This is a genomic window from Prosthecomicrobium sp. N25 (assembly GCF_037203705.1).
Taxonomy (GTDB): Bacteria; Pseudomonadota; Alphaproteobacteria; order Rhizobiales; family Ancalomicrobiaceae; genus Prosthecodimorpha.
This window is the reverse complement of the sequence record NZ_JBBCAT010000001.1, coordinates 1,057,380-1,073,069: the sequence shown is the minus strand read 5'-3', so window position 1 is coordinate 1,073,069 and position 15,690 is coordinate 1,057,380. Positions and strand designations below refer to the sequence as shown.

The 15,690-nt window shown below is 70.2% G+C and carries 9 protein-coding genes; 3 read left to right on the top strand and 6 right to left on the bottom strand.

Features of this window, described 5'->3' with window-relative positions:
* Positions 1 to 2 precede the first annotated feature (2 nt).
* The 6 genes from tssM to WBG79_RS04825 all read right to left on the bottom strand — a co-directional run bounded on the left by tssM (position 3) and on the right by WBG79_RS04825 (position 10,569).
* Positions 3 to 3,626: a type VI secretion system membrane subunit TssM gene (tssM, locus tag WBG79_RS04850; protein ID WP_337355977.1), complete on the bottom strand. Its 3,624-nt coding sequence runs from the start codon at positions 3,624 to 3,626 to the stop codon at positions 3 to 5.
* A 48-nt stretch (positions 3,627 to 3,674) separates the two neighbouring features.
* Positions 3,675 to 5,099 (bottom strand): type VI secretion system protein TssL, long form, encoded by a 1,425-nt coding sequence (tssL, locus tag WBG79_RS04845; protein WP_337355976.1) that lies wholly within the window; start codon positions 5,097 to 5,099, stop codon positions 3,675 to 3,677.
* Positions 5,096 to 6,433: a type VI secretion system baseplate subunit TssK gene (gene tssK, locus WBG79_RS04840; protein WP_337355975.1), complete on the bottom strand. Its 1,338-nt coding sequence runs from the start codon at positions 6,431 to 6,433 to the stop codon at positions 5,096 to 5,098. The genes tssL and tssK overlap by 4 nt, the downstream gene beginning before the upstream one ends.
* 61 nt (positions 6,434 to 6,494) lie before the next feature.
* Positions 6,495 to 7,994 (bottom strand): type VI secretion system-associated FHA domain protein TagH, encoded by a 1,500-nt coding sequence (gene tagH, locus WBG79_RS04835; RefSeq protein ID WP_337355974.1) that lies wholly within the window; start codon positions 7,992 to 7,994, stop codon positions 6,495 to 6,497.
* Between the two features lie 63 nt (positions 7,995 to 8,057).
* Positions 8,058 to 8,642: a DUF6931 family protein gene (locus tag WBG79_RS04830; RefSeq protein ID WP_337355973.1), complete on the bottom strand. Its 585-nt coding sequence runs from the start codon at positions 8,640 to 8,642 to the stop codon at positions 8,058 to 8,060.
* Positions 8,643 to 8,649: 7 nt separating this feature from the next.
* A complete protein-coding gene (locus tag WBG79_RS04825; RefSeq protein ID WP_337355972.1) occupies positions 8,650 to 10,569 on the bottom strand; it encodes a type VI secretion system Vgr family protein in 1,920 nt (639 codons plus the stop codon).
* Positions 10,570 to 10,812: 243 nt separating this feature from the next.
* Between WBG79_RS04825 and WBG79_RS04820 the strand changes: the two genes are divergently transcribed.
* From WBG79_RS04820 to WBG79_RS04810, 3 genes are all read left to right on the top strand, one after another.
* Positions 10,813 to 12,171: a type VI secretion system protein TssA gene (locus WBG79_RS04820; RefSeq protein ID WP_337355971.1), complete on the top strand. Its 1,359-nt coding sequence runs from the start codon at positions 10,813 to 10,815 to the stop codon at positions 12,169 to 12,171.
* 169 nt (positions 12,172 to 12,340) lie between these two features.
* Positions 12,341 to 13,159 (top strand): hypothetical protein, encoded by an 819-nt coding sequence (locus WBG79_RS04815; protein ID WP_337355970.1) that lies wholly within the window; start codon positions 12,341 to 12,343, stop codon positions 13,157 to 13,159.
* 12 nt (positions 13,160 to 13,171) lie between these two features.
* Positions 13,172 to 15,667 carry a trypsin-like serine protease gene (locus tag WBG79_RS04810; protein WP_337355969.1) on the top strand — a complete coding sequence of 832 codons (2,496 nt, stop codon included), beginning with the start codon at positions 13,172 to 13,174 and terminating at the stop codon, positions 15,665 to 15,667.
* The last annotated feature ends 23 nt before the right edge of the window (positions 15,668 to 15,690 follow it).

The following is a 15,690-nucleotide window of genomic DNA, read 5'->3' as shown; positions in this document are numbered from 1 at the left end:
GCCTATTGCAGGGAGGTGGGGCAGTCGAAGTCGCGGAGCGCGGGCAGCGTCAGCGGGTTTTGCAGAGAGCTGACGTTGATCTGGTACTGGAACTCGCGGCCGGTCGCCGGGATGTTGACGATCAGGCGGTCGCCGGACCGGTTCACCCGGCTCTTGTCGAGGACGCGGAACAGGGACCAGAAGCCACGCTGGTCGAGGTAGGGCGTGAACTCGGTGCCGGCCGCGTCGGATTTCGCAACGATCCGGACGTACTGGAGGCCGGTCGGGCCGGGCCACTGGACCGCGACGGGCGGTCCGGGCTTGACGGGCTGCGGCTTCGGCGCGGCGGGCTGGGCTCCCGGCTGGCCGGGCTGCTGGCCGGGACGCAGCGGCGTTACGCCGGAGCTGCCGGCGGCCCCGGCCGGTGCGGTCGCGCCGTCCGTGGTCGGCGGCGGGGCGGGAGCGGGATTCTTGGGCGACACGACCTGCACGCCGTTCACGTCGAGGGCGAGCGTGGTGATGCTGTCGGTCGGCGTCAGTGCCGTGATGGCGAGGGTGAAGCCGGGCTGCTGCGTGCCGGAAGGGAAGAAGACGTCCTTGATCTGGGCGGCGCGCTGGAACTGCTTCAGGGCCGCCGGCGAGAGGAGCGTGCCGACCCGGCTCTCGCGCCGCCAGGACCATTCGGCGCGCGAGGTGTCGACATACTGGGCGAGGTTCTCGGTGTAGAACTTGTCGAAGACCCCGCCCGGACCGAAGATCCGGCCGAACTCGATCTGCGGCACCTCGCGCTCGGCACCCTTCTCGAAGGGGTAGCGGTTCTGGACCGCCTGGCGGCAGACCGGCGTGATGGTCTCGGCGAGCGCCTTCTGCAGGTCGCCGACCACCGCGGTCGCGATGCTGGAATCGAATTCGTCGGTGGCCGTCCGCAGCATGCGGGCGAAGGGCTCGGGGAAGAGGCCGGCGCTGGCGCGCAGCTTGCGGATGCTCTCGCGGGTGGCCTGGTTGAGCTGCGGGGTGGGGCCGCCCTCGGTCGCCTGGCCGATGAGGCCGTGATAGACGTCGTTGAGCGTGGCGACCACCTGGTCGAGCTGGCGTGGGCCGCCGCCGCCCTCCACGATGGCGTAGAAGGGGCGGAACTGGGCCTCGACCTCGGCGCTCGCCGAAGCCTGGGTGGCGAGGACGGGCGGCGGGGCGGCGTCCTTGGCGTTGGGGTCGGGCTTCCGCTCGCGCGAGAGTTGGGTCTGCTTGCGGATCTCCTCGAAGACCTGCTTGAGTGGCGAGGCCTGGGCGGACAGCGCGGCGAGGACGAGGTAGCGCGGCCGGTCCGCCGTCAGCGAGCGGATGTCCAGCTTGTTCAGCGCGCCGGTCCAGGCGCCGATGAAGTCCTTGGCGTAGAGCTTCAGGACGTCGTCGGGCAGCGAGGCGAACTGGCTCTGCACGAGCTCCTGCTGGCCGGCCTCGCCGAGCACCCAGCGGTCGCGCTCGAGCTGGCCGGCGATGTCGGGGAGCGCAGGCAGCAGCCGCTCGTAGAAGCCGTCGTAGGTGAAGAAGCCGGGGACCACGACGGTGTCGAGCGAGGATCCGTCCTTGGCCTGGAAGACGGTCGCCATGTCGGGGCCGATGGAGGCGAAGACGACGTCGCGGTTCTTGCCGGCCCGGCCCTTGGAGCGGATGATCTGGTAGGCGCGCTCGGCGAGGCTCATGCGCACGATCGCGTTCTGCACGTCCTTCACCATCGGGCCGTTCAGCGGGATCTCGATGCCGGTGCCGTTGTCGAGGTCGAGGAGCGCCGCGAGGTGGGTCTCCAGCGACTTGCGCAGGCCGTCGCGCTCGGGACCCGGGTAGAGGCCGCGCCAGTCGGCGCGCATCCAGTCGAGGACCAGTTCGCGCTCGACCGGGCCCTGGCGGCCGAGCATCAGGTACACCTTGAAGGCGTCGTAGAGGTCGGCGGATTCCGCGCCGGTCTTGTCCTTGGCGGCGGAGATGACCTCCTCCAGCCGGTAGAGCAGGCGCGGGCGGAGCAGGCGCTCCAGCGAGGCGCGGTAGGAGGTGAGGCTGGCGGCGGAGAGGCGCGGGCGCTGGGCGAGGCCGAAGGTCTCCTCGACGGGCGTGCCGTCGTTGCGCTTGTCGTATCCGGTCGGCAGGCGGCGGATCTTGTCGAGGGCCGGGACGACCCACTCGAAGCGCCGGTCGTCGATCTCGGTCTTCTCCAGGAAGGGCGCGACGTCGGTCTTGTAGTCGCCGACCGCGCCGACGAGGCTGCCGATCAGGCCGTCGTTGCGGGTGTAGCTGGTCGTCCAGGCCGCCACGGCGCCGGCGGTGAGGAGGAAGAGGCAGACATAGGCGGCCGTCCTCAGGATCAGGCGCTGGCGCACGGCGGCGCGGTCGGTCGAGACCCAGGCGGATTCGCCGATGATGACGGTCGAGATGAGGTCCTTGAGGAAGTAGCTCTTGCCCGTGCCGGACAGCATGTGCTGGCTCAGTGCCTGCGCGCCGAAGGTGCGCGACAGGGTGCCGATGATGCGGTCGATGGGCGTGCCCTGCTGGGTGCCGGAGGTGAAGTAGAAGCCGCGCAGGGTGGCGTTGGACTGGTAGCGGGTCGGCTCGAAGATGCGCGCCAGGAAGTCGTAGATCGGCTTCTTCAGGGTCGCGATCTGGGCCGGGAAGCCGAAGATGCGGATCTTGTCGGAGGGGTCGGGCTCGCCCTGCAGGCGATCGGGCATGTATTCGGTCAGGCGCTCGATGAGGGCGTCGAGTTCCTCCGGCACCTTGGCGACGAGGTTCTCGTTCTTCTTCGCCGTCTGGAAGGTGGCGCCCCAGACGATCTGGCGGCGCAAATCGCTCAGGTCGGAGAAGAACTCCACGAAGCCGGCGATCAGGTCCATCTTGGTGAAGACGACATAGACCGGGAAGTCGATCTTCAGCCGGTCGTGCAACTCGGTGAGCCGGTTGCGGATCGCGTCGGCGTGCTGGCCGAGCTCGCCGGGCGAGAGCGAGACGACGTCCTCGATGCTGATCGCCACGATGACGCCGTTGATGGGCTGGCGGGGGCGGTTCTTCTTCAGGATGTCGAGGAAGGAGAGCCAGCTCTTCTGGTCGGAGGCCTGGTTGGAATCCTGGGTGGTGTAGCGGCCGGCGGTGTCGATCAGCACCGCCTCCTCGGTGAACCACCAGTCGCAGTAGCGGGTGCCGCCGACGCCGGCGATCGCCTCCGGGGTCTGGCCGCGGGCGAGCGGGAACTTCAGGCCGGAATTGACGAGCGCGGTCGTCTTGCCGGAGCCCGGCGGGCCGATGATGACGTACCACGGGAGGTCGTAGAGGAAGTCGCCGCGACGGCCGCTCGCGCCCTTCAGGGTGGCGAGCGCGTCCTTCATCTTGGACTTCAGGACGTCGCGGTCGTCGGTCTCGGCCGGGGCGGCGACGGCCTCGTTGAGGGCGCGCCGGTTCTTCACCTCGCTCCAGGCGTAATAGATCGCGTAGATGAGCGACGACAGGGCGACGACGCCGATCAGGACGCCGCGCAGGATCGGATTCTCGAGCGGGTAATAGCCGGCGACCGCCAGGACCGGGCCGACGTACCAGATGACGCCGACGAGCGCGAGGACGCCGATCCCGACGACGCTGAGATTGGCCCAGATGGCCTTCATGCCGCTTCCCGCCTCCGGTTCCGCCCGCCCGTGCGATTCGCCATCCGCTCAGTCGACCTTGTCGATCCAGACCTCGACGCGGCGATTCTTCGCCTTGTTCTCGTCGCTGGTGTTGGGGAGCACGGGCTCCTGCTCGCCGCGGCCTTCGGGCGTGATGCGCCCGGGGTCGCTGAGCTGGGGCCCGAGGATGCGGCCGACCGCGTTGGCGCGGGCGACCGACAGTTCGAAATTGGTCTTGAAGCGGTTCGAGCTGCGCAGGGGCGTGTTGTCGGTGTGGCCGATGACGATGACCGGACCGACCTCCTTCTCCAGCACCTCGGCGATGCGCCCGGCGAGCGGCTTGAACTCGTCCTTCACGTCGGCCTTGCCGCTGTCGAACAGGAGCGCGTTGCCGACCCGCACGACGATGTGGGTGCCGACGGCGTCGGCCGAGACCTCGCCGGCGGCGATCTCGGGGGCGAGCGCGGCGCGGATGCGCTGCAGCTGGGTCGTGGTCGGCGGCTTCACCACCGGGCGGGGCGGCGGCGGGGCGGGCGCCTTGCGGTAGAGGGTCAGCTCGGCGGCGGGGTGCAGCGCCAGGAGGCCGTCGGCGGCGAGTTCCGCCTCGCCGGTCAGGAGCGTCCGGTAGGTGATGTAGAGCCCGGTCAGGGCGGCGGCCACGAAGGCGGCGACGACCCAGAAGGGCAGCCGCAGGCGGCCGAGCTTCGCCTTCAGGTCGAGGCCGCGCCAGCGCGGGGAAATGTCGACCGGCGGGCGCGGCGAGACGGACTTCAGGACCTCGTAGGTGTTGCGCTGGATGCCCTGGAGGGTGGCGACGCCGTTCGGGTTGTGGCGGTGCAGGCCCTGGAAGCCGAGGGCGAGGCAGACGTGGACGAGTTCGATGAGCTGGCGGTTCTGGGTCGGGTCCTTGATGGCCTTCTCCAGCTCGGAGAAGAAGCGCACGCCGCCGATGCGCTCGCCGAAGAAGCGGCTCAGCATGGAGTAGCGGGTCCAGACGTGCCGGTCCTCGGCGGGGATGTTCTGGACGATGTCGTCGGCGGTCGCGCAGATAACGTATTTGGCGACGGTCGCGGGGGCCTGGGGCACGCCGGCGAGGCGCAGGTCGTCGTCGAGGGCCGTGATGGAGGCGGCGACCGTCTCCATCAGCTCGGCAGGGGAGGCCCGCGAGAGCGCGATGCGCAAGCGTCCGAGCAGAAGGAGCACCGGGCCGGCCGACCGCACCATCGGGTTCTGGTGCGGGACGATCATCTCCTCGCGGGTGATGAAGGCGCGCTCGCGGCGGGGCGGCGGCGGGGAGAACTCCTCCGGGCCGGGCACCACGCCCCAGGTGTCGCGCGGCACCGGATCCTGCGGGCGCGCCGGGCCCGGGCCGGCCGGCGGGCCGGGCTGGGGAGCCGCGGCCGGCCGACGCCCACCCGGGTTCGGTCGGAAGACCGTCCGGTCCGGATAGGCGTCGAAGGCGTCATCGCTCATCGAGCGTCTTCCATGATGGCCCAGAGGTCCATTGTCAGGCCGGGCCAGTCGCCCGAAAAGTGCATGCCGATGGACGTCGCCGTGCTGAACTCCGGCCATAGTGGCGAAGACTTGTCGAAGTAGAAATAGACGTGATCGGTGATAGCGCGAATTTGAGGAGGCGGCGTCGGCAGGTGCACGAGCGGCACGCCCGGCAGGTGGGTGTGCACGATCTCGTTCATCTTGGTGTTGGGACCGACCTTGAAGAGGGCCGGGAACTGGCTCTGGATCTCGATCAGCGGGCGCTGGGCCCCGACCTCCAGCACGAAGGTGGCGTTGCGGAAGAGCGAGCGGTCGCGGATGACCGAGATGAAGGCGTTGGCGGCGCGCTCGATGATCTCCAGGCGGATGGCGCGGCGGCCCAGGCGCGCGGAGAGGAAGTCCTGGATGTCGCGCATCACCGGCGCGAAGACGTTCTCGATGTCGTCGTGGTCGTAGGCCGGATAGAGGCGGGCGCGGCGCTCGACGGACGCGAAGGTGGCGAGTTCGCCGGCGAGCTTCAGGAGTTCCTCGAAGAGGCGCTCGGGATGCACGTAGGCGGAGCGGCGCAGGTGGCGGTAGACGGGCTCGACGCGGTTGAGGAGCTGCAGGACGAGGTAGTCGACGCTCTGCAGGCCGCCGCCGGCGCTCGGGTCGGCGGCGTAGCGGGCGAGTTCCTCGAGCTTGGTGTCGATCCAGCCGATGACCCGGTCGATCCAGCCGTCGACCACGGGCGAGACGGCCGTCACCAGGATCGGGGGCACGTACTTGTCGTCGAACACCACCGTGCGGTCGCGCACCTCCAGGATGCGGGCGATGCCCATGTTGACGTAGCCGGGCTTCGGCGTCTTGCGCACCTCGTAGGTGAAGCGCAGGTGGCCGACCTCGATCTCGTCCTCGGTGCGGATCTCGGAGGTGGAATCGATGATCGTCTCCGGCACCGGATAGAAGCGGGCGGAGGTCTCCCGCTCGCGGGCGTCGACCTCGCGCGAGCTGACGGCCGATTCGGGCAGCGTCAGCCAGAGGATCTGCTTCGACGCCGCCTCGGGGACGGCCACCGAGGGTGGCAGCGGGCCGTCGGCGGGCAGGTCGAAGGGGGTGCCGTCGGGCATGACCCCGGCGGCGCGGCGCAGACCGAAGCGGCTCTGGTTGGCGAGGTCCCGGTCGATCTCGACGGCGGTGAAGCCCCAGGGATAGGGGGTCGTGCGCTGGACGCGCAGCTCGAGCAGTCGCTCCAGATAGCGATCGTTCTGCTGAAGATGCTGCGGCTTCAGGAACAGTCCTTCAGACCAAACGACCTTGCTGTACCAAGACATGAGTCAGCCCGTGCGACGGCGTTGCGTGACGTGTCGGACCTGAAGGCCGGAGGTCGCAGGCTCAGCCGTGCTCGCCGGAGGCTCCGAGTCGATCATAAGCTTCCGAGAAATAAAGCATGAAGGCCCCCACGATACCATCCTTGTTGTGCTGTGACTTGGCTTCCCACAGCGCCACGTAGCGGTCCCAGAGGCGTGCCTTGCGGAACATGAAATTGCCCCCCTCCTCGGCCTTTTCGACCGCCATGGGATCGAGGTCGGCGAGGAGCTGCTTGAGGGCCTGCTGCATGGCCACGAAGGTGCGCAGCTGGTGGTTGGAAAGATCGGCGAAGCCTTGCGAGAAGGATTCCTCGGCGCCGAGGTAGCCGCGGGAGCGCGCGGCGAACATGATGTTCATGGCGTCCTCGACGGTCGGCGCGAACTTCATGGCGTTGTTGCGCTCGGCGACGATCGAGGTGTGCTCGCCGCTGCGGATCGCCTTCTTGGTGTCGCGGCGGGCGGCGAGCAGCGACATGACGCCGGCGGCGGCGATGCCCAGGATGGCGCCGATCTCCTCCATCACCTCCTCGGCCGGGCGCTGCAGGAAGACCTCGGTCGGCACGCCGGCGCCGCGGGCGAGGGCGGCGAGCAGGTCCTGGGCGGAGCCGGCCGCGGCCGGGGACGGCGCGGCCGGGCGGCGCGGTTCGGGCCGCGGGGCGGGCGGTGCGGCCTTGGCGGGCGGGGGCGCGGCCGGACGGGGCGGCTCGGCGACAGAACCCGGCGGGACGGCGACGGGCCCGGGCGGGGCGGCGACGTCCGGATCCGGAAGGCCCGTCCCGAGGCCCACGAAGGGCTCGGCGGCGGCTTCCCGCCTGGCGATCTCGGCGCGCGGCGGCACGAAGCCGGAGAGGCCGGAGGCCCAAAGGCCCGTCGAGGTCGAATCGACCCAGACCGGCCGCGGGGTGTCCGGGGGCATCGGGTCGAGCGGCTTGGGTCCCGGGTCGACGGCCAGGGGCTCGGGGCCCCAGCCGGGCGGCGGGGGCGGGGGCGGCGGCGGGGGCGGATCGGCGGGGCGGCGGCCGGCCCGTTCGGGCCGCGGCACATCGACGGCCCAGTCGAGGAAGTCGGGGCGTACCGGCCGGTGGGCGTCGGGCGGCGCGATCTCGCGCGCATTGACCGGTGGGGCGGCGTCCTTGGCGGACCAGAAGTCGGTGTTGAGCGGACGCTCCGGCGGAGGCGGCGGTCCGCGGCGCGGGGAGGCGCCCTCCTCCTCGATCTCGACGGCGACGATGTAGTTGCCGATCATCAGCCGGTCGCCGTGGGCGAGGCGATGCGGGCCGTTCAGGCGCCGGTCGCTGCCGTTCAGGTAGGTGCCGTTGGTGGAGACGTCGTAGAGCACGTAGGCGCCGTCCTGCCAGCGGACCTCGCAGTGCTTGCCGGAGATGTAGCGGGTCGGGTCGGGCAGGGTCCAGTCGAGGTGCGCGTCGCGGCCGATGTCGATGCCGCGCCGGCCCGCCACCCGAATACTGAGCGGGCCGCCGTCCGGCAGCCGCGTCTCGTTCTCGATCCTCAGCACCAGTGCCATCGAGGCTCTACCATGTCCCCCAAACGGTTATGGATCGCCGAAGGTGGTTCAGCAAGGTTGAAATCAGGTGGACGGGGCGGGCGACGAGAAGGTGAGCGGCTCGCCGGCCGCGAAGCGGCGCCCCGCCTCGGCGCAGACGGCCATCAGGCCGAACTGCTTCTCGGGGGGGTGGCGGGCGATCGCGGTCAGCACGGCGCCCTGGGCGATCCGCGCGGTCGCGAAGGGCTCCGCGGGAACCGGCTTGTCGTCGTCCAGGACCTTGTTGCCGCCGGACCAGCCGGCGGCGAGGGCCGCCATCTGGCAGGCGCCCACGGGACCGGAGGCGAGCCCGATCTCGAGGGCGCGGCGGCGCGGCGCCTCGCTGGGGTCGCGCACCCAGTCCTCGGCGACGATCAGGGCTGTCTCGTCGCGGCTACCGGGCGGCGGCGCGGCCATGCGGCGGACCGACTGGACGCACCACCAGACGCACTCGCGTCGCGGAAGGACGTAGCTCACGAACCGCAGCGCCGCGAGCGGCTTGTCGGCCGCGAGGAGGCCGGCCAGGAAGGCCACCGGATCCTCCGCCGAGCCGGACTCGCCGACGTCCGCGGCGGCCGGCTCGAAGGCCAGGAAGACGTCCTCGACGGAGACGAAACGCACGCGGCTCATCGTTTCCTCATGCCACGATGACCTGGCCGCCGACGAAGGTCATCGCGGGGGCCTTGCCGAGGATGGTGGTGACGCCGCCGGTCAGCAGGATCGTGGGCGCGATGATCTGGATGCCGGCGGGGCTCATGATGATGCTGGACGGGCCCGCCTGCAGGGTGATCGATACGCCGGTTATGACCGAGGCCGACACCCCGGCGTTGAGGCTGTGCGAGACGCCCACCGTCTCCGACAGGGAGATGCCGACCTTGGTGGTGTCGGTCAGTCCGATCGTGGTCGACCGGTTGAGCCCGAAGGTGTTCTTCTGGTCTCCGATCGGGATCTTGACGTTCTGGTCGCCGAGCTTGATCTCCAGGTTGTCGTCGCCCTTCTCGATCGTCGTGTCGCGCGAGGGGCTGCCCTTGGGGATCTCGAAGGTCTCGCCGATATTCCAGGTCTCGGCGTGGCGGACCTTCACCTCGTGGTCCTTCTCCGCATGCATGCGGATCTTCTCGGAGCCCTTCTTGTCCTCGTAGACGAATTCGTTGTAGCCGCCGCCGCCCTTCGACGAGTTGGTCTTCCAGCCGTTCATGGTCTTGTTGTCGGGGAGCGGGTACGGGACCATGTTGTCCGCGTTGTAGACCGTGCCGATGCAGAGCGGGCGGTCGGGATCGCCCTCCAGGAAGTCGACGACGACCTCCATGCCGTGGCGGGGGTGGAAGACGGCGCCCCACTGCTTGCCGGACCAGACCTCGGCGACGCGGATCCAGCAGGACTGCTTCTTCTTGCGGTCCCAGTGGAACTGCACCTTGATGCGCCCGTACTTGTCGACCGTGATCTCCTCGCCCGACTCGCCGACCACCTTGGCGGTCTGGATGCCGTGGATGATCGGCTTCGGCGTGACGATCGGGGCGCGATAGGGCCGCGAGAAGGGCACGAGCACGTAGGAGCCGTAGTAGGACGGCCCCTCGTCGGGAAGGGCGAGCGCCTGGTAGGTGCCGTTCGTGACGGTGTGGGTGGCGCCGATGACGAGATACTCGATGTTCTCGCGGTCGCGCGCATGGCCCTTGATCTTCAGCCGCGCGCCCGGATGGGCGGAGGCGCACTCGCCTGCTGCGATGCGGCGGTAGTCCACCGACTGCATGGCGTCCAGGCGGACCTTGGCGAAATCGGTCCCCTGGCCGCGCTCGGTATAGCGGCCGGGATAGTCGTAGATCTCGAGCTTGGAGCGGGCGTATTTCTCGGCGGCCTGGCCGTCGGCCTCCAGCTTCGCGCCGGGCTTCTGGAAGTCGTAGTCGTTGAGGGTCGACTTGCCGGTCCGGAACCGCCGCTCGGCGGTGAGGTGCTGGATGTGCTCGGCCTCGCGCACATAGGCGTTGGTGAGCGGGATGTACTCGCGGTCCAGCCCGCCCGGCAGCGGCTCGTGCGCGCCCGGGCCATCGGCGAGGACCATGACGTGCTTGTCCTCGCTGTGCCGATAGAAGTAGTAGATGCCGTGCTCCTCCATGAGGCGCGACACGAAAGCGTGGTGAGTCTCGCGATACTGGACGCAATACTCCATCTCGGGATAGCTGCGCGAGAGCTTCATCTCGAAATCGGAGAAGCCGGCCTCGGAGAAGACCTGCCGGATGATGTCGGGCGCGGTCATCTCCTGGAAGAATCGGCAGTCCTGCGTGTGCGTGAGGAGCCAGAACCAGGGGCGCAGGACCAGCCGGAACGTGAAGAGGTCGTGCTGGAAGCCCGTCCACTGCGCCTCGACCAGGACGCCGTTGTAGTAGCGCTTGATGCCGTCGTAGCTGTTGTACTTGACGCAGCAGTTCTTCCCGATCAGTTCGTCGAAATCCACGTCGTCCTTGCTCAGCGCCTCGATGGCGAATTCGAAATTCTCGCTCATCGCCTCGCGGGCTTCCATCCGACCGAAGACGACCTTGTCGGCTCCCTTCGGGGTCATCAATTCTGCGGCACGGTATTTCTGCTTCAATTCGAAGGAGGAAGAACTTGTTGTCGAACTCATGCTCATGATCTTGACCCTCGGCGCAAGAGCGGCCAAATTCATTATTGTATTCGCGCCCTCCCCGAGGCAAGCCACCCCACGAGCCGTTGATCGGCGCTCCGGAGCGGCGGTTCACGTGCTTCGTGAACCGCCGCTCCGGTCGGCACCGTCCCTCCCCGCCCTTCCCACCGAGCCGATCCGATGGCCCTCATCGACTTCGCCACCATCCTGGAGCCGCTGTCCGATGAGGCCCCCTGCGGCCCGGACCTGGACGCTGAGGGCGACATCGAATTCATGACCTATCTCGCGCGGGCCGAATCGCTCCTGCCCGCGTCGTACTTCGACCTGGAGGACCCCGACAAGCCGAAGGTCAACTACGTCGCCGAGATGAACGAAATCAGCGTCTTGGCGCAGCGGACGCGCGACCTGAGGCTGCTCGTCCTCTACGCCAAGTTCGCGATCCTCGGCAACGACATCCCGTCCTTCACGGACACCATCAAGGCCGTGGCGGCGCTCATGCGGGAGCGGTGGGCGGAGGTCTATCCGCGGGACATCGACGGCGACTTCATCGACCGGGTGGCGACCGTCCAGGCGCTCGAGGACGCTCCGCATGTCCTCTTCCCGCTGCAGTTCGCCCGGCTGGTGACGAGCCGCCGGTCCGGGCCGATCACCTACCGGTCCTGGCTCCTCGCTCAACAGAAAGTGACCCCTCGCGAGCAGGAGGCCGTGCTCGACGCCAGCACGATCGAGCGGGTGATGTCAGAGGTGGAACTTCCGACCCTGATCGACCTGCGCGACCGCATGCTCGCCGTCGAGGCGGCGGCAACGTCGATGGACAAGGTGTCGGTCGAGAAGGCGGGCTACGACAACCGGATCAGCATCGAGAAGCTGGGCACGCTGGCGCACGAGATCGCGGTCTTCCTGGACGAGGGCATCGCGCGCCGCGACCCGCTGGCGGCCGTCCTGACCCAGGGCGCGCCGGCGGAGGAGAGCTTCGACGACGACAGCGGGGGCGAGGGGGACGCGGCGCGCCCGGACGGGGCGCCACGGCCGGCGGGCTCGACGGCGGCGATCCAGAACCACCACGACGCGCGGGCGGCGCTGAGGGCGGCGATCGACTACTACCGCCGGCACGAGCCGTCGAGCGCGGCTCTCCTGGTCGCGCAGTTCGCCGAGGGGCTCGTGGGCAAGTCCTTCTACGAGGTCATGCAGGCGCTCGTTCCCGACCACGCCTCCTACGCCGCCCTGCTGGTCGGGCAGAAGGCGGTGCGCCTGCCGGCTGAGCGCCTCGCCGAGATGGCGCAGATCGCCGCCGCCGAGGCGCCGCCGATCGAGGAGGACGAGAGCCCGGAGAGCGAGAAGGTCTTCCTCGCCGTGACCCGGCGCGAGGCCATGACGCTGTTCGACCAGGTCGCGGGCTACTACCGCGCCAAGGAACCGGCGAGCCCGCTCGCCATGCTTCTCCAGCGCGCGCGGGATCTCTCGGAGCGCGACTTCTCCAGCCTGATGGGCGAGTTCTTCGCCGAGAGCACGCTCCGGGCGATCCGCGGCGAGGACTGATCACCCTGCGATCATGCGGCGTTCATGTCGGCCGTGAGACAAGGGAACGCTCGCGGGGCGACGGTCCGCCGTGAAAGCTCCGTGATGCCGGACGGGTCCCGATGGGATTCGCATTCGTCAACGGCCGGGATGCGTGTATTCTCGTATCCAGGGGATCGGGGAGATGTTCTTGCTCGACCGTCGCGCTCATCGTTCGAAACGGCTGGCGCACGGGGCGGCGACCTCGGCTGTCCTCGTGCTGATCGCCTGCGCGTCCGCGCTGGCGGCGGAGTGGCCGTCGACGCGGGGTATCCGCACGGACCCGAAGGTCGAGCTGCCGCTCGATCCGGATGCCGGCCCGGCCCAGAAGCCGCTCCGCCCGATCGCGCCGGTGCGGCTGGCGACGCGCGGCGACGATCGGCAGGCGCTCGCGGGCCTCGCCGCCCGGACGGCCCCCTTCGAAGTGGTCGGCGCGTCGACCCGGCCGGATCTGCTCTGGGACCCGCAGGACCGCACCGTGCGGCAGGGCGAGGAGGTGGTCGGCACCGACGTGGCGGCCGCCGACCTGCCCGATGTCATCGACCGGACCGCCCTCGTCCGCCTCGTCACTGAGCTCTCGGGCCGGTCCCCGCAGGCGATCCGGCTGCAGCCCGAGGGGCGGGTCCGGCGCGCGGGCGAGCGGATCCAGATCGTCGTGCCGGGCGTGGCGAACCGCAACCTGGCGGTCTTCTCCGTGTCGGGCAACGGAACGGTGGCGTTGCTCTATCCGACCCGCCGCGACCCGCCGGCGGTCGCCGGCCAGGACGCCGTCTTCACGGTCGAGGTCGGGCCGCCCTTCGGGGCCGAGCAGATCTTCGCCGTCTCGCGCGGGCTCTCGCTCGCCGATTTCGTCACGACCCTGCGCCGCCTCAATGGACGGAAGGGCGCGGGACAGATCCTGGCGCAACTCGACGCGCTCCCCGCCATCGACCTGCAGGTCGGCACGGCGGCGATCGCGACGCAGCCCTGAGGGGGAAGCATCATGCCGCCGCGCCGCCCCGCCTGCCTCCGCCGCCTCGCCGCCACGGCCTTCGGGCTCGTCCTCGCCGCATCCGGCGGCGCGGCACTCGCGCAGGGGCCGAAGGGTAAGACGCCCGACGCACCGGCCGAGAAGGTGCTGACGCGCGTCGTCGGCGGACGGACGGCGGCCGCCGACGCCTGGCCGACGCAGGTCAAGATCTTCGCCCCGGACACGGCCGGGCGCGGCCGGTTTCGCTCGCATTGCGGCGGCACGGTGGTCGCCTCGACGTGGGTGCTGACGGCGGCGCACTGCTTCGTCAGCGCGACGGGGCCGGGCGCGCGCCGGCAGTCGATCGCGGCGGCCGACGTGCGGATCGTGGCCGGGCGGGAGCGGGTTCCGACCGTCATCGCGGGCGACGACGCGTTCGGCCGCGCCGCGCTCCGGGTGAAGTCGGTCGTCTATCACCCCGACTTCGACCCGCGCACCTTCGCCAACGACGTGGCGCTCCTGGAACTGACCGGCCCGTCCGACACGCCGGCGAGCCCGATCGTCGGGGAGGCGGACCGGGACAGGGACTTCGCGGGGCTCGCCGGGACGGTGGTGGGCTGGGGCCTGACCGAGGAGGCGCAAGGGTCCGAGGCCGAGAAGCTGCCGACGGACCTGCAGGAGGTCGAACTCCCGCTCGTCGACCTCGGCACCTGCCGACGCGGCTACGAGGGCGGGGCGCTGAAGGACAATTCGATCGACGCTCGCAATCTCTGCGCCGGGTTCGCGAGCGGCGGGCGGGACGCCTGCCGGGGCGACAGCGGCGGCCCGCTGATGATGCGCGTCGCCGGCGGCGGCTGGGTGCAGGCCGGCATCGTGAGTTGGGGCGAGGGCTGCGGACGGGCCGGCATCTACGGCGTCTACACCCGCGTCGCCGCCTTCGAGGCCTGGATCCGGCAGGTCACCCGCGGCGCCATCGGCCAGCCGTCGACGCCCTCCGCGGACGCGAAGCTCTCCGCCTTCGACGCCGTCGCGGCGCTGCCGCGGCAGGCGGACACGGACGGCTCGGCGGCGCTCGCGCCCTTCTCGCTGCCTACGCCCGCCGACGTCGCCCGCAACGCGGCGGTGGTGGAGCGGGGCGACCGGGCGCTGGTGATCGCCATCGACGGCTACCCGGAGCCGCTGTCGCTCAAGGGATCGCTCAACGACGCCGCCACGATCACGTCGCTCCTGACCGACTCGCTCGGTTTCCGGCGCGAGCAGGTCATGGTGCTGACCAACGAGCGGGCGACGCGGGGCAACATCCTGGCGGCCCTCGACACCTGGCTCGTGCAGGGCTCGCAGCCCGGCGCCCGGGTGTTCCTCTACTACAGCGGCCAGGGGTTCCAGACCCGCATGTTCCCGGCCCTGCGCAACGCGCGGCCCGGACCGACGATCGTGCCGGTCGACCTGCGACTGATGCGGAACGACCAGGGCGCGGTCTACGACGTCGAGAATGCGATCCTGCCGTCCGAGCTGACCCGCTACCTCGAACGGCTGCAGGACCGCTCGACCCTCGCGGTCTTCGACGCGACCACCCTCTCGGCGCGCGGCATCCAAAAGGCGCCGCAGGCGCGGCCGGAGGAGCGAGGCTTCGTCCGCAGCGTCGAGGCGGTGGTCGACTACGCGCCCGAGCTCGACGGGATCCGGCTCTCCGACCTGACGGCCCCGGCCCAGCCGCTCCCCGCCCGGCTCCTGTTCACCGGCGCAGGCCCCGACCAGTGGGCCGTCGTCGACCGTTCGACAGGGGATCCGCAGGGGCTCTTCACGCGGCTCTTCGCAGCCGGGCTCAGGGCGAGGCCGCTGATCGCGCGCGGCGGAAGCGGGGCCGGTGTCGACCAGGTGATCGGGTCGATCCGGAGCGCCGCCGACCAATATTGCGCCGAAGTGCCGGAGAGCTGCCGCTACGGGCTGCGTCCGCAGGCTTTCGCGACAGGCGAGGCGGCGCAAACCGGGCTCGACGGCTGGATCAAGGCGAACCCGCGGGCGGCCGCGCGGATCACGCAGCGGATCGAGAATCCGGCCGGCCTGAAGATCGACCTGGTGCAGACCGCGGGCCGCTCGGTCGGCGCGCCGACCGGGGTCCGCATCTCGGCGCGGCAGGCGGGGCACGTGATCCTCGTGGGCATCGACCCGCGCGGACAGGCGCGGCAGCTCTTCCCGGACGTGGAGGCGCTGATGAAGGACAAGAAGCCGAACCTGGAGCTCAACGCCGTCGCGCCCGGAAAGCCGCTCACGGTGACGACGGCGTCCATGGCGGCGGGCGCCGAGGCCCTGCTGAAGCCCGGCAACGCGCTCGTGTTCGCGGTTCTCTCCGACAAGCCGGTCCAGGCGCTCGACCTGCCGGAGCAGGCGGGGCCGAGCGCTGACGCGCAGACGAGCTTCCTGCAGATCTACGAACTCGTGAGGACGCTCAAAATCTCCGACCCCAACACCGGGGAGCTCAGCGACGTCAGATGGTCGTTCGAGGTCAGGTCCTCGAAAGGTCGCTAGTCGAAGTCGCACCGTTCAGCCGT

Coding starts and splice junctions, on each gene's coding strand:
- tssM (WP_337355977.1), bottom strand. CDS start 3,626: ATGAAGGCCATCTGGGCCAATCTCAGCGTCGTCGGGATCGGCGTCCTC.
- tssL (WP_337355976.1), bottom strand. CDS start 5,099: ATGAGCGATGACGCCTTCGACGCCTATCCGGACCGGACGGTCTTCCGA.
- tssK (WP_337355975.1), bottom strand. CDS start 6,433: ATGTCTTGGTACAGCAAGGTCGTTTGGTCTGAAGGACTGTTCCTGAAG.
- tagH (WP_337355974.1), bottom strand. CDS start 7,994: ATGGCACTGGTGCTGAGGATCGAGAACGAGACGCGGCTGCCGGACGGC.
- WBG79_RS04830 (WP_337355973.1), bottom strand. CDS start 8,642: ATGAGCCGCGTGCGTTTCGTCTCCGTCGAGGACGTCTTCCTGGCCTTC.
- WBG79_RS04825 (WP_337355972.1), bottom strand. CDS start 10,569: ATGACCCCGAAGGGAGCCGACAAGGTCGTCTTCGGTCGGATGGAAGCC.
- WBG79_RS04820 (WP_337355971.1), top strand. CDS start 10,813: ATGGCCCTCATCGACTTCGCCACCATCCTGGAGCCGCTGTCCGATGAG.
- WBG79_RS04810 (WP_337355969.1), top strand. CDS start 13,172: ATGCCGCCGCGCCGCCCCGCCTGCCTCCGCCGCCTCGCCGCCACGGCC.